The following is an 18,330-nucleotide window of genomic DNA, read 5'->3' on the forward strand; positions in this document are numbered from 1 at the left end:
CGAGCCTCTAAGGCTGGCGGCCCGCCGTGTTCAATTGGGCGGATCGTGGGGGAACCGCTTCCCCTTCGTCAATCGGTTTCGTTTTTCAGCCCCGACACAATGGAGGCTTTGCCGGCCAAGGCCTTGATCGCGGCCGCCGGTCGCGGCGACCGATGTTCTGCAAACATTCCGGCCGGAGTATGCGACGGCCCCGGCGCCCACAAGGCGCGCCAGGGCCGACGCTAGAAAATGTGGATCAGGCGATCAGCATCACCTTGCCCAGGTGCGAACCGCCCTCAAGATAGGCGTGGGCCTCAGCGGCCTGCGCCAGCGGAAAGGTCTTGTCGATCTGCGGCTTCAGGGCGCCGGCGGCGATCCACGGCCAGGCCGTGGCCTCGACCGCCGCGGCCAGGCGGGCTTTCTCGTCGGCGTCGCGGGGACGCAGGGTCGAGCCGGTCACTACCGCCCGCTTCATCATCAGCGCGAAGACCGGCAGGGCGACCTCGCCGCCGCCCTGTGCGGCGATGAAGACGATGCGGCCGCCGGTCTTCAGGCTGGCCAGGCCCTTTGCGAAATAGTCGCCGCCGACCATGTCGAGGATCACGTCGACCCCGCCGTTCGCCTTGGCGACCTCGGCGAAATCCTCGGCGGTCACGTCCACGGCGATGTCCGCGCCGAGGGCCTTGGCCTGGGCGGCCTTCTCCGCGCCGCGGCCGGTGGCGATCACCTTGGCGCCCGCGGCCTTGGCCATCTGTATCGCCGTTGTCCCGATGCCGGACGTCGCGCCGTGGACCATGAGGGTCTCGCCGGCCTTCAGGCTCCCGTGTTCGAACACGTTGGCGAAGACGGTGAAGACCGTTTCGGGCAGGGCGGCGGCCTCCAGCACCGAAAGTCCTTGCGGGATCGGCAGGGCATGGCGCGCATCGCAGACGGCGTATTGCGCATAGCCGCCGCCGCCCAGCAGGGCGCAGACCTTGTCGCCCGCCTTCCAGCGCCCAGCGCCGACCACCACCTCGCCCGCGACCTCCAGGCCCAGGGTCTGCGGCGCGCCGGGCGGCGGCGGATAGGCGCCCAGGCGCTGGGCGATGTCGGGACGGTTCACGCCGGCCGCCTCGACCCGGATCAGGATCTGGCCGGGTCCCGGGACCGGCCGCTCGATCTCCACGGCCTTGAGGTTCTCCGCAGGACCGCGTCCGCCCTCCACAGCAATGGCTTTCATGGTCTCGGTCACAGGGGCGCCCTCCGGCTGGTTTTCCGCTTAGACTTCCCAGATAGACGTCGATGGACGCCCGGCAAAGGGAGGAGCCCCATGGAAGAACCGGCACAAGCCCGGGTACTGCGCGGACAGCGCCTGGCCGAGGCGATGCGCGAGGACCTCGAGCTCTACGGGGTCGCCGAACTGGAAGAGCGGATCGCCTCCCTGGAAGAGGAGATCGCCCGCTGTCGTGCCCAGATTGAGCGCAAGCGTGCGGGCCGGGCGGCGGCCGACGCGCTATTTTCGCGGTCGGACTGAGATTCACGGATAACCAAGCGTAAACGCCGCCCATGGATAACGGATGTTTACGTCTGGCACGGGGGTTGCAGTCCGACACGCCGAGCGCTGCGTGGGACCGCGGACCAGGATTTTAGAGGCTAAGTGCTTTCATGACCGATGGATTTGCGCTGACCGGCGCCTGGCGCGCGGACGTGATCAAGGACTTCGCCCAGTCCGAGCTGTTCGACCGGACCTTCCAGGAAGGGATGGACCTCGTCGAGGAGACGGCCGGCTATCTCGACGGTTCCGGCCGCCAGGAATCGAAGCTCCTGTCGCGCAGCGCGGCGCTGGCCTATGCGGCCGAGAGCATGCGCCTGACCACCCGGCTGATGCAGGTGGCCTCGTGGCTGCTGGTGCAGCGGGCGGTGCGCGAGGGCGACATGCCGCCGGAAAGCGCCCGCGAGGAGCGCTATCGCCTCGGCGCAGAGGACATCTGCCGCGGCGCCACCACCGAAGACCTGCCCACCGGCCTCCTGATCCTGCTGGACCGGTCCGAGCGCCTCTATGAGCGCGTACGTCACCTCGACCGCCGCATGTACGTCGAAGAAGCCGAGCCGGAAGACGCCAACCCGGTGTTGTCCCAGTTCGGCCGTCTCCAGGCCGCGTTCGGCGCCTAGATTTCCAGACGTGAGAGCTAGGCCGCAGTCATCGCCTCGCCCTGGCGGTACATACGCTCGGGCTTGGCCCCGGCCGACTGGCCGCCGTCAATCGGCAGCACTGTCCCAGTGACATAGCTGCTGTCGTCCGACCCCAGCCACAGCACGGCCTTTGCGACCTCCTCGGCCGTCCCGACGCGCCGCATCGGCGTGGCGCGGGCCGCCTGCTGCTGCGCGGCCTCGCCCGCCGCCTCCAGGTGGTGGGTCAGGATCGGCCCGGGGGCCAGCACGTTCACCCGGATTCCCTGGTCGGCGTAGTCCAGCGCCGCTACCTTGCTGAGCGCGATCACTCCGGCCTTGCCGGTGACGTAGCCGGCCAGATTGGCCACGCCCTGGACGCCGGCCAGCGAGGCCATGTTGACGATCGAGCCGCCGCCGCCGTCCAGCATGGCGCGGATCTGGCGGCGCATGGCCACGAACGTCCCATGCACGTTGGCGCGGATGGCGCGCTCGAAGTCCTCCGGCTCCATCTGGGCCAGCGGCATCGGCCGCGACGCATCCGTGGCGTTGTTGAAGGCGATGTCCAGGCCGCCGAAGCGCGACAGCGTTTGCTCGACCAGGGCCGCCACCGAGGCGTCGTCGGTGGTGTCGGCGGTCATGAAGTCGGCCTGGCCGCCCTCGGCGACGATGGCGTCGGTGACCGCGGCCAGCGCCGCGGCGTCGCGAGCGGCCAGCATCACCAGCGCGCCGGCCTGCGCCAGGACGCGGGCGGTCACCGCCCCGATGCCCCTGCTGGCGCCGACGATCAGCGCGGTCTTGCCGGCAAGGCGCCGGTCTGGATGGGAAATCTCGATCATGGACGGCGCCCTTTGCTGCAACAGTCAAATTGGATATACGTATCGTATATTTAATTTAAAGGGGCGCTCATGCGCAGCTATGTGAGCCCGGTGCGGGCGGCCGCGGCGGCCGACAAGCGCGAGGCGGTGGTGCGCGCGGCCGTCGCCCTGCTGCGCGGGGCGCAGGATTTGTCCGGGTTCTCGCTGGAGGCGGTGGCCAGGGCCGCAGGGGTCACGCGCCTGACGGTCTACAAGCAGTTCGGATCGCGGCGTGGGCTGCTGGAGGCGGTGTTCGACGCCTGCGCGGCGCAGGCTGGGCTGGAGCGGCTGGCCGGGGTGATGGCCCAGGCCGATCCACGGGCGGCCCTGTCAGGGGTGATCGACGTCTTCTGTGATTTCTGGACCGAACCGGCGGTGGTGCGGCTGCATCAGGCGGGGGTGCTGGACGCCGAGCTGGCCCAGGCCCTGGCGGCGAGGGGCGAGCGGCGGCGGCGGGCGCTCACGGTCATCGTGGGGCGGGCGGCGCCGGAGGCAGGCGACCGGGCCTGGCGCGACACCATCGACCTGCTGTTCGGCCTCACCGGGTCGGCGATGTTCGAGGCTCTGGCCGCCGGGCGGACGCGGGTGGAGGCGGCTGATATCGTCAAGGCTGCGGCCTTGGCGGCGCTCGACCGACTGAACTGAAATCCCAGACAGCAAAAAACGCCGCGCGGAGGCGCGGCGTTTTCGCATCTGCTCGCAAAGTCCGTTGGGGCGCGCCGGCGGCGCGCCGCCGGTCTTACTTGCGGGTGAAGGCGCCGAACTTGGCGTTGAAGCGCGACACGCGGCCGCCGCGGTCCAGCAGGGTCTGGTTGCCGCCCGTCCACGCCGGATGCGTCTTCGGGTCGATGTCCAGGTTCAGGGTCGCCCCTTCCTTGCCGTAGGTCGAGCGGGTTTGGTAGCTCGAACCGTCGGTCATCACGACCGTGATGAAATGGTAGTCGGGGTGGGTGTCTTGTTTCATCGCGAGGGCAACCGACGTAAAGGAGCGGCAGAAAGTTCACGGCCCGCCGGCAGGGCGGCCGCGAAGGAAGCCGCGCGTATACAGGAAAAGGCGCGGTAAGAGCAAGGGCGCGTGTGTCTATGAGTGATTTGGCGGCCGAGGCCCCTGTCGAAGGGCGGCCCAGCGCAGGCGCGGCCTTGGCCCAGGACCTGAGCGATGCGGCCGGCAAGCGCGGCCGCAGCCGCAATGTCGGCGCGCTGCGCGCCCTCGGCCCCTATCTGGCGCGGCACAAGGGCGACACGGCCTGGGCGGGGTTGTTCCTGGTCACCGCCGCGGCGGCCACGCTCGGCCTTTCCGGTGCGGTGCGCCTGCTGGTCGACCACCTTACCCATCCCGGCGCGACCGCGCAGAGCGTGGCCCCCCGATTCTGGCTGATCGGCGGGGTGGCTCTGGCGCTCGCCGCCTCCAGCGCCCTGCGATATTTCTTCGTGACCAAGCTGGGCGAACGGATCACCGCCGACCTGCGCAAGGGCGCCTACGCCCACATCCTGACTCTCGACCAGCCCTTCTTCGCCAGGACCCGCACCGGCGAGGTGCTGTCGCGCCTGACCACCGACATCCAGATCGTCGAGAGCCTGCTCTCGACCTCGATCTCGGTCGCCCTGCGCAACTTCCTGACCCTGATCGGCGCCCTGGTGCTGCTGGTCATCGTCAGCCCCAAGCTGACCGGCCTGGTCGTCGCCCTCTTCCCGTTCGTGCTGGCGCCGCTGTTCCTCTACGGGCGGCGGGTGCGCAAGCTGACCACCTCGACCCAGGATCAGTTCGCCTCGGCGGTGGGCCATGCCGGCGAAACGCTCGACGCGCTCGAGACGGTCCAGGCCTTCGGCCGCGAGGCGACCGGCGCGGCCACCTTCGGCGAGGCGGTCGAGGCCTCGTTCCGCACCTCGCTGCGGCGGATGACGGCGCGGGCGATCATGACCGCTCTGGTGATCGGACTGGTGTTCGGCGGCGTGGTCTTCATCTTCTGGCTGGGCGTGCATGCCGGCCTGCGCGGCGAGATGACCTGGGGTGCGCTCTTCCAGTTCGCCTTCCTGGCGGTGATGGCCGCTGGCTCGGTCGGCGCTCTCGGCGAAACCTGGGGCGACGTGCAGAAGGCGGCCGGCGCCATGGAACGGGTCTCCGAGTTGTTCGCCGCCACCCCGACCATCGCCGCTCCGCCTACGCCCAAGGCGTTGCCGACCCCCGCCCGCGGCGAGATCGCTTTCGAGGACGTCCGCTTCGCCTATCCCACCCGGCCCGACGCCTTCGCCCTCGACGGCTTCTCGCTGCAGGTGGCGCCGGGCGAGACCGTGGCCCTGGTCGGCCCGTCCGGCTCGGGCAAGAGCACCGTCTTCCGCCTGCTGCTGCGGTTCTATGATCCCACCAGCGGCGTGATCCGCCTGGATGGGGTGGACCTGCGCGACGCCGATCCCGGCGAGGTGCGCGCGCGCATGGCCCTGGTCTCGCAGGACTCCCCGCTGTTCTCCGGCTCGGCGGTCGAGAATATCCGCTTTGGGCGCGAGGAGGCCGCGGCCGAGGAGATCCGCGCCGCCGCCCGCGCGGCCCAGGCCGAGGGCTTCCTCGACGCCCTGCCGCAGGGCTTCGACACCCCGCTGGGCGAGCGGGCGCGCAGCCTGTCGGGCGGCCAGCGCCAGCGCCTGGCCATCGCTCGCGCGCTGATCCGCGAGACGCCGGTCCTGCTGCTCGACGAAGCCACCAGCGCTTTGGACGCCGAGAACGAGCGCCTGGTGCAGCGTGCGCTGGAGGACGCCATGGTCGGCCACACCACCCTGGTCATCGCGCATCGCCTGGCCACCGTGCTCAAGGCCGACCGCATCGTGGTCATGGACGCCGGGCGCGTGGCCGAGCAGGGGACGCACGCCGAGCTGCTGGCCCGCGGCGGCCTCTATGCGCGGCTCGCTGCCCTGCAGTTCGGCGACGCGGCGGCTTAGAGGCCCTACGAAGGCGTCATCCCGGTGTCGGCGGGGCGAAGACCGGGATCCATTCGCGCTGATCGTGCGGAATGGGGCTCGCGAGACCTGTATTCTGCCCCATCCGGTGTTCATGGGTCCCGGACAAGCGCTTCGCGCTTTCCGGGATGACATGGTGATAGGATCTACCCGCGCGCCGCGACGCCCAGCTTCGGGAAGTCGGTGAACACCCCGTCGACCCCGGCGGCGTAGAGCGCCCTGAACACCGCCGCGACGTCGCCGTGCGCGGCCGGATCCTCGCCCTTGCGCAGGGCGGCGGGCAGGTAGCGGTTCTCGGCCCGCACGGTCCAGGGATGCACCGCCAGGCCCAGGGCGTGGGCGTCGGCGACGAGGTTGCTGGCCGGGTTCAACCGCCCATCGCGCGTGGGGATGATCAATGGCCAGTCGGGCCCAACCCCGTCGGCATAGGCTGCGATGGCCCTCAGCCCCTCGGCGGTGGTCATCTGCGGGCGATCCTGGCCGACGAGCTGGATGCGGCGGGCTCTGGAGAGCTTGCTGAAGGCCTTCAACGGCCCGGCCTCGAAGCACTGGACGAAGACCGGGGCGGTTCGGCTGTTCAGGCCGCCCGCCTTCAGGGCGTCCGCCAGCCGTTGCTCCATCGGCAGGCCGATGCTCGCCATGTAGGTCGGGTGCTTCATCTCGGGATAGACGCCGATGGGGCGGCCGGCCCGCCGGCTCTCCATCTTGGCCAGGTCCATCACCTCCTGGAAGGTCGGAACCGCCTCGCGACCGTCGAAGGCGGCGCTGGCCGGGCGAAGCCGGGGCATCCGCTCGCGGGCGCGCAGGGTCTTGAGCTCGGCCAGGGTGAAGTCCTCGGCGAACCAGCCTTCCAGCGTCTCGCCGTCGATGACCTTGACCTGCTTGCGGGCGGCGAATTCGGGGCGTGCGGCGACGTCGGTCGTGCCGCCGATCTCGTTCTCGTGGCGCACGACAAGATGGCCGTCCTTGGTGACGACCAGGTCGGGCTCGATGAAGTCGGCGCCTTCCTCCACCGCCAGGCGGTAGGCCATCAGCGTATGTTCGGGGCGCTCGCCGCTGGCGCCGCGATGGGCGATGACCAGCGGCCGCTTGGCCTGTTCGGCCGCGGAGGGGCCTGCCGCGAGGGCGGCTGAGGCAAGGGCGAAGGCGCGGCGCGTCAGGTGCATGGCGGCCATCTAGCCGCCGTGCGTGACGCTTCCGTCAAGCCTCAGGCGGCGGCCTTCAGTTTGTCGAGAAGTTGCGGGTGCAGGTCGAGGTTGGCCGCGCAGACGTGGCCGGTCTCCAGCACGCGATCTCCGCCGTCGCAATCGGTGACCTTGCCGCCCGCCTCTGTGATCATCAGCAGGCCCGCGGCCATGTCCCACGGCTTCAGGTCGCGCTCCCAGAAGCCGTCCAGGCGGCCGGCGGCGACATAGGCGAGGTCCAGCGAGGCCGCGCCGAAGCGGCGCACGCCGGCCACGCGCTGGCTGATCTGGTGCAGTTCCTTCAGGAACTTGGCGTGCTGGCCATGGCCCAGGAACGGGATGCCGGTGCCGAAAACCGACTCGTCCAGGTGCTTGCGGCCGGCGACCCGCAGGCGCTTGTCGTTGACGTAGCAGCCCTTGCCCTTCTCGGCCCAGAACAGCTCGTTGGTGATCGGATTGTAGGTGACCGCTGCGACGATCACGCCCTCGCGCTGCAGGGCGATGTTGATCGCGAAGTGCGGGATGGCGTGCAGGAAGTTGGTGGTGCCGTCCAGCGGGTCGACGATCCAGGTGTGGGTCTTGTCGGTGCCCTCGACCAGGCCGCGCTCCTCGCCCAGGAAGCTGTAGCCGGGGCGGGCCTTTTCCAGCGCCTCGAACAAGGTCTGCTCGGCCTTCATATCGGCGGCCGAGACGAAGTCGGCCGGCGCCTTGCGCGAGACCTGCAGCTCGGAGAGCTCGCCGAAGTCGCGGTTGAGGCCGCGGGCCGCCTTGCGGGCGGCGTCGGACATGACTTTCAGAAGGGCGGTTTGGGTCGACACGGGGCAGGTCCAGTTCTTGGCGCAGATTTGCGCCAGCACGCCGGCGAGGGCGGGAAATTCGAGGCGCGGAACCTAGTGGGCAGAAGGGCTTAAGGCAAGGTGAGCGCTCACCTCGGGCGTCATCCCGGTTTCGGCGCAGCCGAAGACCGATTGCCGCCTGATCTCTGGAAAATGGGGCGCGGTCCGGCCGGGGCCTGCACCATCCAGTGTTCATGGGGCCCGGTCTTGCTTCGCAAACCGGGATGACGGTCGAGCGCTAACCCCGTTCCGCGAGGCCCTTTTCGATCGCTGCGTTCAGCGCCTCCACCGCCGCAGCCGGACCCTGCGGATGGGCCCAGACGCCCGCCGATACGGCCAGGAAGTCGGCGCCGGCCTTGGCCAGGCCCTCGGCGTTTTCGGCCGTGATCCCGCCGATGGCGACGCAGGGAACCTCCATGGTCTCCTGCCAGATGGTCAGGATCTCCGGCTCGGCGCGGGTCGGGGCGTCCTTGGTCGTGGTCGGGAAGAAGGCGCCGAAAGCGACGTAGTCGGCGCCCGCCTCGGCCGCTTCCATCGCCAGGTGGCGGCTGTCGTGGCAGGTCACGCCGATCATGGCGTCCTTGCCCATCATCTTGCGCGCCTGGGCGTAGGGCGTGTCGGACTGGCCGACGTGCACCCCGTCGCAGCCGAGCCGGGCGGCGAGATCGGGCCGGTCGTTGAGGATCACCGCCACGCCGCGGGCCTGGGCGATGGGCGAGAGGACGTCGACGGCGGCGGCGATGACGTCGTCGGGCGCGTCCTTCAGGCGGATCTGCAGGGCGGCGACGTCGCCGGCGTCCAGCGCCTGGGCCAGCAGATGGCCGAAGGCGGCCAGGTCGTCGATCTTCGGCGGGGTGATCAGATAGAGGCGGCAGTCGGCGGTCATGAACGCCTTCTAGCCGTGCGGATAGTCCGGCAACAGGGCCTTCATGGCGTAGGCGACGACGGCGGTCACGGCGCTGGCGCTCACCGCCAGGCCGATGAACCAGGCCAGACGCTTCCAGAGCGGCGGACGCGGGGCGCCCGGCTCGGGCGGGCCCTCAATGATATCCCGCATCGGACGTCACCTTGCCGCGGAACAGCCAGTAGACCCAGGCGGTGTAGCCGAGGATCACCGGCAGCAGGATGGCCACTCCGACCAGCATCAGGGCGAGCGCGTTGTCCTGGTTGGCGGCCTGGCGAAAGGTCATGTCGTAGGGGACGATGTTCGGGAAGAAGCCGGCGGCCAAACCCGCGTAGCCCGAGAGGAAAACCAGGCTCGCCCCGACATGCGGCCAGCCATGCGAGCGGCGAGCGAGGCCTATTGCGAGGACTACGAGGCCGCCGATTCCCACCAGAGGGATGGGCAGGTGCGGCAGGAAGGCCTCGGCCTGGAAGCCGGCGCCCTTGGCGAAGCCCCAGCGCTCGGCGACCTCGGGATGGACGAAGAGGGTGGCGAGGCTGACGGCGGCCAGCAGGGCCGCGACGGCCGCCACAGCGATCCAGGCCCAGCGCCGCGCGTCGCCGTGCAGTTCGTCCTGGCTCTTCCAGATCAGCCACGTCGCGCCCAGCAGGGCGTAGCCGGCGACGAGGCCTGCGGCGACCAGCAGGGTGTAGGGCGTCAGCCAGTCGAAGGGCTGGCCGCCGAAGGCGGTCCCGTTCAGGGTGATGCCCTGGATGAAGCCGCCGAGGATGAAGCCCTGGGCGATGGTGGCGACGAGCGAGCCGCCGGCGAAGGCGGCTGTCCAGAACGCCTTGCCGCGGCGGCGGCCGTGCAGGCGGAACTCGAAGGCCACGCCGCGCAGGATCAGGGCCAGCAGCATCAGGATCACCGGGATATAGAGCGCTGGCATGACCGCGGCGTAGGCCAGCGGGAAGGCGGCGAACAGGCCGCCTCCCCCCAGCACCAGCCAGGTCTCGTTGCCGTCCCACACCGGGGCGATGGAGTTCATCATCACGTCGCGGTCGGCGGGGCTGCGCGCGAACGGGAAGAGGATGCCGACTCCCAGATCGAACCCGTCGAGAAGCACGTAGAGCAGAACGGCGGTGGCGATGATCACCGCCCAGATCAGCGGCAGGTCGAGGCTCATGGCCGGTCTCCCTGGTCGAGTTGCTCAGGCTCGTTCGGCGCGGCGGCCAGGGCCGAACCCGGCGCGCGCGGCACGGCCGGCGCGGCGTCGACGACTTCCGGCGCCGGCCCGGCGGCGATCAGGCGAAGGATGTAGAGCACCCCGACCGAGAAGATGACCGCATAGACGATCAGGAAGCTCAGCAGCGAGGCGGAGACCTGGCCCGCGCCTACGGGTGAGACGCCGTCGGCCGTGCGCATGATCCCGGTGATGACCCAGGGCTGGCGGCCGACCTCGGCCACCACCCAGCCGGCGATGACCGCGACGAAGCCTGCGGGCCCCATGGCCACGCAGGCGCGCAGGAAGAGGGCGTTCTTCTCGGGCGCGCCGCGCCAGCATAGCCAGACGCCCCAGGCGCCGAGCGCGATCATCGCCACCCCCAGCCCGACCATGACGCGGAAGGCCCAGAAGACGATCGCGACCGGCGGACGATCCTGAGGCGCGAAGTCCTTCAGGCCCTTGACCTCGGCCTGGGTCGAACCGGCGGTGATCAAGCTGCCGACCTTGGGGACCGAGATCTCCCAGCGATTGCCCTCGACGGCGCGGTCGGGCCAGGCTGCGATGTGGAAGGCCTGCTCGGCCTTGGTCTCCCAGAACGCTTCGATGGCGGCCAGCTTGGCCGGCTGGAAATGCATCACCTGCTTGCCGGAGATGTCGCCGACCAGCAACTGCAGCGGCGCGACGATGGCGAACATGCCCACCGCCATGCGCAGGGCCATGTTGGATTCCGGCTCGTCCGGCCGCTTCAGCAGCCGCCAGGCCGCGGCCGCCCCCACCACCAGCGAGGTCGTGAGGTAGGCCGCCAGCGCCATGTGGGCGAGCCGGGCCGGGAAGGTCGGCGAGAAGATCACCTCCATCCAGCTGGTCGCCACGAGGCCGCCTTCCGGCGTCAGCCGGTGGCCGGCGGGGTATTGCATCCAGCTGTTGGCCGAGATGATCCAGAAGGCGGAGATCAGGGTGCCGATCGCCACCAGGGCCGTGGCGGTGAAGTGCAGGCCTGGCCCGACCTTCTTCCAGCCGAACAGCATGATCCCGAGGAAACTGGCTTCCAGGAAGAAGGCGGTCAGCACCTCGAACGCCAGCAGCGGCCCGATCACCGGCGCAGCCATGGCCGAGAACGCGCTCCAGTTGGCGCCGAGCTCGTAGCTCATCACCACGCCGGTCACGACGCCCATGCCGAAGGAGATCGCGAAGACCTTCACCCAGAACAGATAGAGGGTCTTGAAGACCTCGTTGCGAGTGGTCAGCCACAGCCCTTCCAGCACCGCCAGGTAGCTGGCCAGGCCGATGGTGAACGAGGGGAAGATAATGTGGAACGCGATGGTGAACGCGAACTGCAGCCGCGACAACAACAGGGCTTCGACGTCCATGACACGCAGACCCTTTACCTGACGCGACCGCCGTTGACCGCGCGGCGCACACTCCAGTCCGAAGAACGTCGGTAGCCAAGCTTCGGTTCAGCGGCAAACTGCCGCAGGTTGCGGGGGCTCGCTTTGATGGATCGCAACTTGCAAATGATTTGCAACGGCGTTCGCATTTGATACAAGGACGTCGTCGTCGGAGAGAAGTCCGCCTTGTACGTCTGCAACTGTAACGGCATCCGCGAGCGCGAAGTCCGCGCCGCCATCGAAGCCGGCGCCACGCGCCCGGCCGAAGTCTTCCGCGCCTGCGATTCCCAGGCCCAATGCGCGCGCTGCGTCTGCGACATGCGCAAGATGATCGGCGAGCACGGCGAGGCCATGCGTTTCGCCGCCGAATAGGCGCCTTCGCCACCGCTTCCAAGCCTGCGAACGAAACGCGGAATCACTTGCAAACATAGGCTTTGACTAAAGCCGCGCCGCGGAAGAGTTTGCCCCTCGAATTGGATTTGAGGAGGTTCACATGAAGGGCGACAAGGCGATCATCAGGCGTCTCAACGCGGTGCTCACCAACGAGCTGACTGCGGTGAACCAGTATTTCCTGCATGCGCGCATGTACCAGGACTGGGGTTTCGCGCGGCTGGGCAAGATCACGTACGACGAATCCATCGGCGAGATGAAGCACGCCGACAAGCTCATCAAGCGCATCCTGTTCCTCGAGGGCCTGCCCAATCTGCAGGACCTGCACAAGCTGAAGATCGGCGAGACCGTGCCAGAATGCCTGGCTGCGGACTTGGCCGTCGAAGTCGCCGGTCGCATCGACCAGATCGAGGGCATCAAGGAGTGCGAGGCGACGGGCGACTACGCCACGCGCGAAATCCTGCGCGAGATCCTCAGCGACACCGAGGAGCACATCGACTTCCTCGAAACCCAGCTTTCGCTCGTGAAGTCGCTGGGTGAGCAGAACTACCTGCAGAGCGCGCTGGGCGAACTCGAGGGCGGCGAGGGGCACTGACCTCCATCCGTGTCATCCCGGTCTCGGCCGTAGGCCCAAGACCGGGATGGCACGTGGTTGGGCTTTGTCGGGGAGCGAATGCTCCGATCGGCTTTCCGCGTCACGAAAACCCGCTAGGCTCCTCCGCAACAGGGTGGGGAGAAGGCCATGAGCCAGGCGGTCGCGGGCGAGGACGTCGTCGCGCAGAAGAGCCACAGGATGGTGATCGGGGCCGCATCGGCCGGCACCGTCTTCGAGTGGTACGACTTCTACCTCTATGGCTCGCTTGCCGGGTTCATCACCCAGCACTTCTTCTCGGGCGTCAACGAGACCACCGGCTACATCTTCGCCCTGCTGGCCTTCGCCGCCGGGTTTGCGGTGCGGCCGTTCGGGGCCATCGTGTTCGGCCGCCTGGGCGACCTCTGGGGCCGCAAGAACACCTTCCTGGTCACCATGCTGCTGATGGGGCTGTCGACCTTCTCGGTCGGCCTCTTGCCCGGCTATGACCAGATCGGGGTGGCCGCTCCCGTCATCCTGATCCTGATGCGGCTGTTGCAGGGCCTGGCGCTGGGCGGGGAGTACGGCGGGGCGGCGACCTATGTCGCCGAGCATGCGCCGCCTGGAAGGCGAGGGCTCTACACCTCCTGGATCCAGACCACGGCGACGCTCGGCCTTTTCCTCAGTCTGATCGTGATCCTCGTCGTGCGCTCGATGACCGGCGAGGACGTCTTCAAGGCCTGGGCCTGGCGCATCCCGTTCCTGGTCTCGGCGGTCCTGCTGGCGGTCTCGCTGTGGATCCGGTTGAAGCTCAACGAGAGTCCGGTCTTTCAGAAGATGGTCGACGAGGGAAAGACCTCGAAGAAGCCGTTGGCGGAGTCTTTCGGCCAGTGGTCGAACCTCAAGGTGGTGCTCCTGGCCCTGCTGGGCCTGACTGCGGGGCAGGCGGTGGTCTGGTACACCGGCCAGTTCTACGCCCTGTTCTTCCTGGAGAAGATGCTCAAGGTCGACGGGCCGACGACCAACACCCTGGTCGCCTTCGCCCTGATCCTGGGCACGCCGTTCTTCGTGGTGTTCGGCTGGCTGTCGGACAAGATAGGCCGCAAGCCGATCATCCTGGCCGGTTGCCTGCTGGCGGCGGTGACCTACTTCCCGATCTTCAAGGGACTGACCGAGGCCGCCAACCCGGCCCTGGCCCACGCCACGGCCCGCGCGCCGGTGGTGGTGATCGCCGATCCAGCCGACTGTTCCTTCCAGTTCGACCCGGTCGGGAAGACCGCTTTCACCTCGTCGTGCGACGTCGCCAAGTCGGCCCTGGCGAGCGCCGGGATCACCTATGAGAACCAGACCGCCCTGCCGGGCTCGACGGCGGTGGTGCGGATCGGCGGCGCCGAACTCACCGGCTTCGACGGCAGGGATCTGGACAAGACGGCCTTCACCGAGCGCAAGGGCGCCTGGACCAAGGAGCTGACCGCGGCCCTGCACGCCGCCGGCTATCCCGAGAAGGCGGACCCCGCCCAGGTCAACAAGCCGATGGTCGTGGCCCTGCTGTTCCTGCTGATGCTGTACGTGACCATGGTCTACGGGCCGGTCGCCGCGGCGCTGGTCGAGATGTTCCCCGCCCGCATCCGCTACACCTCGATGAGCCTGCCCTATCACATCGGCAACGGCTGGTTCGGCGGCTTCCTGCCGACCACCGCCTTCGCGATGGTTGCGGCCACGGGGGATATCTACTACGGCCTCTGGTACCCGATCGTGGTGGCCGCCTTCACCGCCGTGGTCGGGCTGCTGTTCGTGCGCGAGATGCGCGGCGCCAATATCGACGATTAGCGCCGCGCCGAAACCTCAGTCCGCCTTCCAGTCGGCCGGCTTGTCGGCGTCGTCGATGAAGCCTAGGGCGGTCCTGACCATCTCGGGCGAGAGGAAGATGTCGTAGTGGGTCCGGCCGGGCAGGATGGCCAGCCGATGCCTGGACATGCCCTCGCGCTGCCAGCCGCCGTCACGCAGGCCCCCGCCCAGCAGCTGATAGAACTTCACGATGTGCTCCGGGCGGTACATGTCGCTGTCGCCGAACACGAGCAGGGTGGGAGGCGACAGCTTCGCGGCCTGGTCGGAATAGTCGTAGGGCTTGCGCATGTAGTCGCCCAGGGTGTCCAGCAGCTTGGGGAAGTCCTGCGGCCGCGGGGCGACGGCCACATAGGACTGGTACATCGGCGTATCCTTCATGAAGGGCATCGCCTGGGCGTTCACCTGGGCCTGCTGCTTCAGCATGTCGGCGTAGAAGCCGTCCTGGGCGTAGCCGGCCGAGACCAGCACCAACCGGTTCACCCGCTCCGGATGCTGGGCGGCGAGCTGGAAGGCCACGCCGCCGCCCATCGAATAGCCCAGCACATCCACCTTGCCGTAGCCGAGTTGCTTCAGGATCGCGTCCATGTCGGCGCCCTGGGCCTCGAGGCTGAAGGGGCGCTCGCCCAGCGCGGTGCGGCCGTGGCCATGCAGGTCGACGGCGATAACCTGATGTCTGGCGGTCAGGGCCGGCAGGATCGGCCCGAACATGTCCATCGAGCCGAGGCCGCCGTGCAGCAGCAGCAGCGGCGCGCCCTGGCCGCGGACCTCGTAATAGTAATTCACGCCGTTCACCGCGACATGGCCGCTCTTTACGGGCGCCTGGGCGGGCTTCTGAGCGCTCGCCTGGGCGGCAGGCGCGGCCACGGCGGCGGCCGTGGCCGCGCCGAGGATCGTGGCGGCCCGCAGGGCGCACCTAGGCGGGGTCATGGTCTTCTCCATCGCTCGGAGGCGCCGGCTGCGCCTTTTCATGGCCCTTAGGACGCTCAGGGCGGCCCCGGTCCGACAGAGCAGAGGGAAAAAACGAAAAGGGCCGCGGCGAGGTCTTCGCCGCGGCCCTTCGATCAGGAGCGCCTCAGGCCTATTCGGCGGCTTGGCGGCTGACGCCGATCTTGGGGGCGAGTTCGCCCGCAGCGTAGCGCTTGGCCATTTCCGACAGCGGGACCGGCTTGATCTGGCTGGCGTGGCCGGCGGTGCCGAACTCCTCGAAGCGCTGGACGCAAACCTTGCGCATGGCTTCCTTGGCCGGCTTCATGTAGCCGCGCGGATCGAACTCGCCGGGCTTCTCGGCCAGCAGCTTGCGGATCGCGCCGGTCATCGCCATGCGGTTGTCGGTGTCGATGTTGATCTTGCGCACGCCGTGCTTGATGCCGCGCTGGATCTCTTCGACCGGCACGCCCCAGGTCTGGGGCATTTCGCCGCCGTACTTGTTGATGATGTCCTGCAGGTCCTGCGGCACCGACGAGGAGCCATGCATCACCAGGTGGGTGTTGGGCAGGCGGCGGTGGATCTCTTCGATCACGTTCATCGCCAGGACATCGCCGTCCGGCTTGCGGGTGAACTTGTAGGCGCCATGGCTGGTGCCCATGGCGATGGCGAGCGCGTCGACCTCGGTGGCCTTCACGAACTCGACCGCTTGGTCCGGGTCGGTCAGCAGCTGGTCGTGGCCGAGCTTGCCCTCGAAGCCGTGGCCGTCTTCCTTCTCGCCCATGCCGGTCTCGAGGCTGCCCAGCACGCCGAGCTCGCCCTCGACGCTGGCGCCGACCCAGTGGGCCATGTTCACGACGTTGCGCGTGACTTCGACGTTGTAGTCGTAGTCGGCCGGAGTCTTGCCGTCGGCCTTCAGCGAGCCGTCCATCATCACCGACGTGAAGCCGTACTGGATCGCCGTGGCGCAGGTGGCTTCGTTGTTGCCGTGGTCCTGGTGCATGCAGATCGGGATGTGCGGATAAAGCTCCGCCATCGCGTCGATCAGGTGCTTCAGCACGATGTCGTTGGCGTAGGAGCGGGCGCCCCGCGAGGCCTGCATGATCACCGGCGAGTCGGTGGCCTGCGCGGCCTCCATGATCGCCAGCGCCTGCTCCATGTTGTTGATGTTGAACGCCGGGACCCCGTAGCCGTGCTCGGCCGCGTGATCGAGGAGTTGTCTCAAAGTAACCCGGGCCATGCCCTGCCCTCCGTAGTTCGTAAGTTTAAGTCGCCAGGGCCGCCACTCCGGGCAGCTCCTTGCCTTCCATCCATTCAAGAAACGCGCCGCCCGCCGTTGAGACGAACGTAAAATCGTCGGCGCAGTTCGCCGCGTTGAGTGCGGCGACTGTATCACCCCCGCCTGCGACGGCCACCAGCTTGCCGGCCTTGGCCAGCTCGGCCGCGTAGTGGGCCGCGGTGACGGTGCCCTTGTCGAAGGGCGGGATCTCGAACACGCCCAGCGGGCCGTTCCAGATCAGGGTCTTGGAATTGGCCATGGCGCGGCACAGGCGCTCCACGGTCTCCGGGCCGGCGTCGAGGATGCGCTCCTCGTCGTCGATGGCGCCCAGGTTGCGCACGCGGGCGGCGGCGCCCGGCGCCAGCTTCTCCGCCACCACGATGTCGACCGGCAGGAAGAGCTTGCAGTTGTGCTGCCCGGCCAGGCGGATGATTTCGCGCGCGGTCTCGGCCAGCTCCTTCTCGCAGTAGGACGAGCCGACGTCGTGGCCCTGGGCGTAGAGGAAGGTGTTGGCCATGCCGCCGCCGATGGCCAGCTTGTCCAGCTTGGTGACCAGGTTGCGCAGCAGGTCGAGCTTGGTCGAGACCTTCGAGCCGCCGACGATGCCCAGCACCGGGCGCTCCGGATTGCCCAGCGCCTTGTCGAGCGCAGTCAGCTCCAGGCGCATCTGCTCGCCCGCATAGGCCGGCAGCAGGTGGGCCACGCCCTCGGTCGAGGCGTGGGCGCGGTGGGCCGCCGAGAAGGCGTCGTTCACGTAGAGGTCGCCGTTTTCCGCCAGGGCCTTGGCGAAGTCGGGGTCGTTCTTCTCCTCGCCGGCGTGGAAGCGGGTGTTCTCCAGCAGCAGGACGTCGCCGTCCTTCATGGCGTCGACCGCAGACTTGGCGGCCGGTCCCACGCAGTCGTCGGCGAAGGCGACCGGCGCGCCGACCAGGGCCGCCAGCGGCGCGGCCAGGGGCGCCAGGCTCATTTCCGGCACGCGCTTGCCCTTCGGACGATCGAAGTGGGCCAGCAGGATCACCTTGGCGCCGCCGGTGCGCAGCTTGGCGACGGTCGGCAGGATGGCCCGCAGGCGAGTGTCGTCGGTGACCTGGCCGTCGGCCATCGGGACGTTGATGTCCACGCGCACCAGGGCGCGCTTGCCGGCGAGGTCGGCGGTGTCGAGCGTCTTGAAGGACATCAATGGTCTCCGCGCGCCCCGGCGGCGGCCGGGACTCGAACAGGTCTGGATGCGGAACGGGCGCCGTCCGGCTGGATGGCGCCCGCAGCAGAGGTGCTAGATCAGCTTCGCCATGGCGAGCGCGGTGTCGCTCATCCGGGTCGAGAAGCCCCATTCGTTATCGTACCACGACAGCACGCGGCCCAGGCCGCCGTCGATGACCTGGGTCTGGGCCAGGGCGACGGTCGACGACGCCGGGGCGTGGTTGAAGTCGATCGAGACCAGCGGGTCGTTGGTCACCGCCAGGATGCCCTTCAGCGGGCCTTCGGCCGCCGCGGCGATCAGCGCCTCGTTGATCTCTTCCTTGGTCAGGCTGCGGCCGGGCACCCAGGTCAGGTCGACGACCGACACGTTCGGGGTCGGAACCCGGATCGAGGAGCCGTCCAGCTTGCCCTGCAGTTCCGGCATCACGAGGCCGAGCGCCTTGGCCGCGCCGGTCGAGGTCGGGATCATCGACATGGCCGCGGCGCGGGCGCGGTAGAGGTCGGAGTGCATGGTGTCCAGCGTCGGCTGGTCGCCGGTGTAGGAGTGGATGGTGGTCATGTAGCCGCGCTCGATGCCGGCCAGGGCGTGCAGGACCTTGGCGACCGGCGCCAGGCAGTTGGTGGTGCACGAGGCGTTGGAGACGATCAGGTCGTCCTTGGTCAGGG

Annotated in this window: 20 protein-coding genes; 7 read left to right on the top strand and 13 right to left on the bottom strand. The window is 68.8% G+C overall.

Annotation, left to right across the window (positions count from 1 at the left end):
- Positions 1 to 235: 235 nt before the first annotated feature.
- Positions 236 to 1,210: an NAD(P)H-quinone oxidoreductase gene (locus tag ACE3T2_RS07780; protein ID WP_374656412.1), complete on the bottom strand. Its 975-nt coding sequence runs from the start codon at positions 1,208 to 1,210 to the stop codon at positions 236 to 238.
- A 78-nt stretch (positions 1,211 to 1,288) separates the two neighbouring features.
- Here ACE3T2_RS07780 and ACE3T2_RS07785 point away from each other — a divergent pair, with 78 nt between their 5' ends.
- Positions 1,289 to 1,492, top strand: coding sequence for a DUF1192 domain-containing protein (locus ACE3T2_RS07785; RefSeq protein WP_374656414.1), 204 nt, complete (start codon positions 1,289 to 1,291; stop codon positions 1,490 to 1,492).
- A gap of 131 nt (positions 1,493 to 1,623) precedes the next feature.
- A complete protein-coding gene (locus ACE3T2_RS07790) occupies positions 1,624 to 2,130 on the top strand; it encodes a DUF1465 family protein (RefSeq protein WP_374656416.1) in 507 nt (168 codons plus the stop codon).
- 17 nt (positions 2,131 to 2,147) lie between these two features.
- Here ACE3T2_RS07790 and ACE3T2_RS07795 read toward each other — a convergent pair whose 3' ends face one another.
- Positions 2,148 to 2,966, bottom strand: coding sequence for an SDR family NAD(P)-dependent oxidoreductase (locus ACE3T2_RS07795; protein WP_374656418.1), 819 nt, complete (start codon positions 2,964 to 2,966; stop codon positions 2,148 to 2,150).
- A 69-nt stretch (positions 2,967 to 3,035) separates the two neighbouring features.
- Here ACE3T2_RS07795 and ACE3T2_RS07800 point away from each other — a divergent pair, with 69 nt between their 5' ends.
- Positions 3,036 to 3,629: a TetR/AcrR family transcriptional regulator gene (locus ACE3T2_RS07800; RefSeq protein ID WP_374656420.1), complete on the top strand. Its 594-nt coding sequence runs from the start codon at positions 3,036 to 3,038 to the stop codon at positions 3,627 to 3,629.
- A gap of 94 nt (positions 3,630 to 3,723) precedes the next feature.
- Here ACE3T2_RS07800 and rpmE read toward each other — a convergent pair whose 3' ends face one another.
- Positions 3,724 to 3,948, bottom strand: a complete 225-nt coding sequence (gene rpmE, locus ACE3T2_RS07805) for a 50S ribosomal protein L31 (protein ID WP_056017645.1) — start codon at positions 3,946 to 3,948, stop codon at positions 3,724 to 3,726.
- Between the two features lie 119 nt (positions 3,949 to 4,067).
- On the opposite strand from rpmE, the gene ACE3T2_RS07810 reads away from it, so the two are divergent.
- The gene (locus tag ACE3T2_RS07810; RefSeq protein WP_374656422.1) at positions 4,068 to 5,918 is read left to right on the top strand and encodes an ABC transporter transmembrane domain-containing protein; all 1,851 of its coding nucleotides are present in this window, start codon (positions 4,068 to 4,070) and stop codon (positions 5,916 to 5,918) included.
- Positions 5,919 to 6,082: 164 nt separating this feature from the next.
- Here the strand turns inward: ACE3T2_RS07810 and ACE3T2_RS07815 are convergent, their stop codons facing one another.
- The 6 genes from ACE3T2_RS07815 to ACE3T2_RS07840 all read right to left on the bottom strand — a co-directional run bounded on the left by ACE3T2_RS07815 (position 6,083) and on the right by ACE3T2_RS07840 (position 11,434).
- Entirely contained in the window at positions 6,083 to 7,111 is a 1,029-nt protein-coding gene (locus ACE3T2_RS07815) for a glycerophosphodiester phosphodiesterase (RefSeq protein ID WP_374656424.1), read from the bottom strand.
- A 32-nt stretch (positions 7,112 to 7,143) separates the two neighbouring features.
- Positions 7,144 to 7,938, bottom strand: a complete 795-nt coding sequence (locus ACE3T2_RS07820) for an inositol monophosphatase family protein (RefSeq protein ID WP_374656426.1) — start codon at positions 7,936 to 7,938, stop codon at positions 7,144 to 7,146.
- Positions 7,939 to 8,194: 256 nt separating this feature from the next.
- Positions 8,195 to 8,842, bottom strand: coding sequence for a thiamine phosphate synthase (thiE, locus tag ACE3T2_RS07825; RefSeq protein ID WP_374656428.1), 648 nt, complete (start codon positions 8,840 to 8,842; stop codon positions 8,195 to 8,197).
- A 9-nt stretch (positions 8,843 to 8,851) separates the two neighbouring features.
- Positions 8,852 to 9,013 carry a hypothetical protein gene (locus ACE3T2_RS07830; RefSeq protein ID WP_374656430.1) on the bottom strand — a complete coding sequence of 54 codons (162 nt, stop codon included), beginning with the start codon at positions 9,011 to 9,013 and terminating at the stop codon, positions 8,852 to 8,854.
- Complete coding sequence (cydB, locus tag ACE3T2_RS07835) at positions 8,997 to 10,025, bottom strand: cytochrome d ubiquinol oxidase subunit II (protein ID WP_374656432.1); 1,029 nt, start codon at positions 10,023 to 10,025, stop codon at positions 8,997 to 8,999. The genes ACE3T2_RS07830 and cydB overlap by 17 nt, the downstream gene beginning before the upstream one ends.
- Complete coding sequence (locus ACE3T2_RS07840) at positions 10,022 to 11,434, bottom strand: cytochrome ubiquinol oxidase subunit I (protein ID WP_374656434.1); 1,413 nt, start codon at positions 11,432 to 11,434, stop codon at positions 10,022 to 10,024. Before ACE3T2_RS07840 ends, cydB begins: the two co-directional genes overlap by 4 nt.
- A 204-nt stretch (positions 11,435 to 11,638) precedes the next feature.
- Between ACE3T2_RS07840 and ACE3T2_RS07845 the strand changes: the two genes are divergently transcribed.
- From ACE3T2_RS07845 to ACE3T2_RS07855, 3 genes are all read left to right on the top strand, one after another.
- Entirely contained in the window at positions 11,639 to 11,824 is a 186-nt protein-coding gene (locus ACE3T2_RS07845; RefSeq protein WP_374656436.1) for a bacterioferritin-associated ferredoxin, read from the top strand.
- Between the two features lie 121 nt (positions 11,825 to 11,945).
- On the top strand, positions 11,946 to 12,437 hold the full coding sequence (gene bfr / locus ACE3T2_RS07850; protein ID WP_374656438.1) for a bacterioferritin: 492 nt from the start codon (positions 11,946 to 11,948) through the stop codon (positions 12,435 to 12,437).
- 198 nt (positions 12,438 to 12,635) lie between these two features.
- On the top strand, positions 12,636 to 14,243 hold the full coding sequence (locus ACE3T2_RS07855) for an MFS transporter (RefSeq protein ID WP_374656452.1): 1,608 nt from the start codon (positions 12,636 to 12,638) through the stop codon (positions 14,241 to 14,243).
- A 15-nt stretch (positions 14,244 to 14,258) separates the two neighbouring features.
- Here ACE3T2_RS07855 and ACE3T2_RS07860 read toward each other — a convergent pair whose 3' ends face one another.
- The 4 genes from ACE3T2_RS07860 to ACE3T2_RS07875 form a co-directional block, all read right to left on the bottom strand.
- Positions 14,259 to 15,188, bottom strand: coding sequence for an alpha/beta fold hydrolase (locus ACE3T2_RS07860; RefSeq protein ID WP_374656440.1), 930 nt, complete (start codon positions 15,186 to 15,188; stop codon positions 14,259 to 14,261).
- 151 nt (positions 15,189 to 15,339) lie between these two features.
- Positions 15,340 to 16,425, bottom strand: a complete 1,086-nt coding sequence (fba, locus tag ACE3T2_RS07865; RefSeq protein WP_374656442.1) for a class II fructose-bisphosphate aldolase — start codon at positions 16,423 to 16,425, stop codon at positions 15,340 to 15,342.
- A 25-nt stretch (positions 16,426 to 16,450) separates the two neighbouring features.
- A complete protein-coding gene (gene pgk / locus ACE3T2_RS07870; RefSeq protein WP_374656444.1) occupies positions 16,451 to 17,641 on the bottom strand; it encodes a phosphoglycerate kinase in 1,191 nt (396 codons plus the stop codon).
- Between the two features lie 96 nt (positions 17,642 to 17,737).
- The coding region (locus ACE3T2_RS07875; protein ID WP_374656446.1) for a type I glyceraldehyde-3-phosphate dehydrogenase at positions 17,738 to 18,330 on the bottom strand (593 nt) is incomplete at its 5' end.

Origin of the sequence: Phenylobacterium sp. (assembly GCF_041919955.1) — a bacterium.
GTDB lineage: Bacteria > Pseudomonadota > Alphaproteobacteria > Caulobacterales > Caulobacteraceae > Phenylobacterium.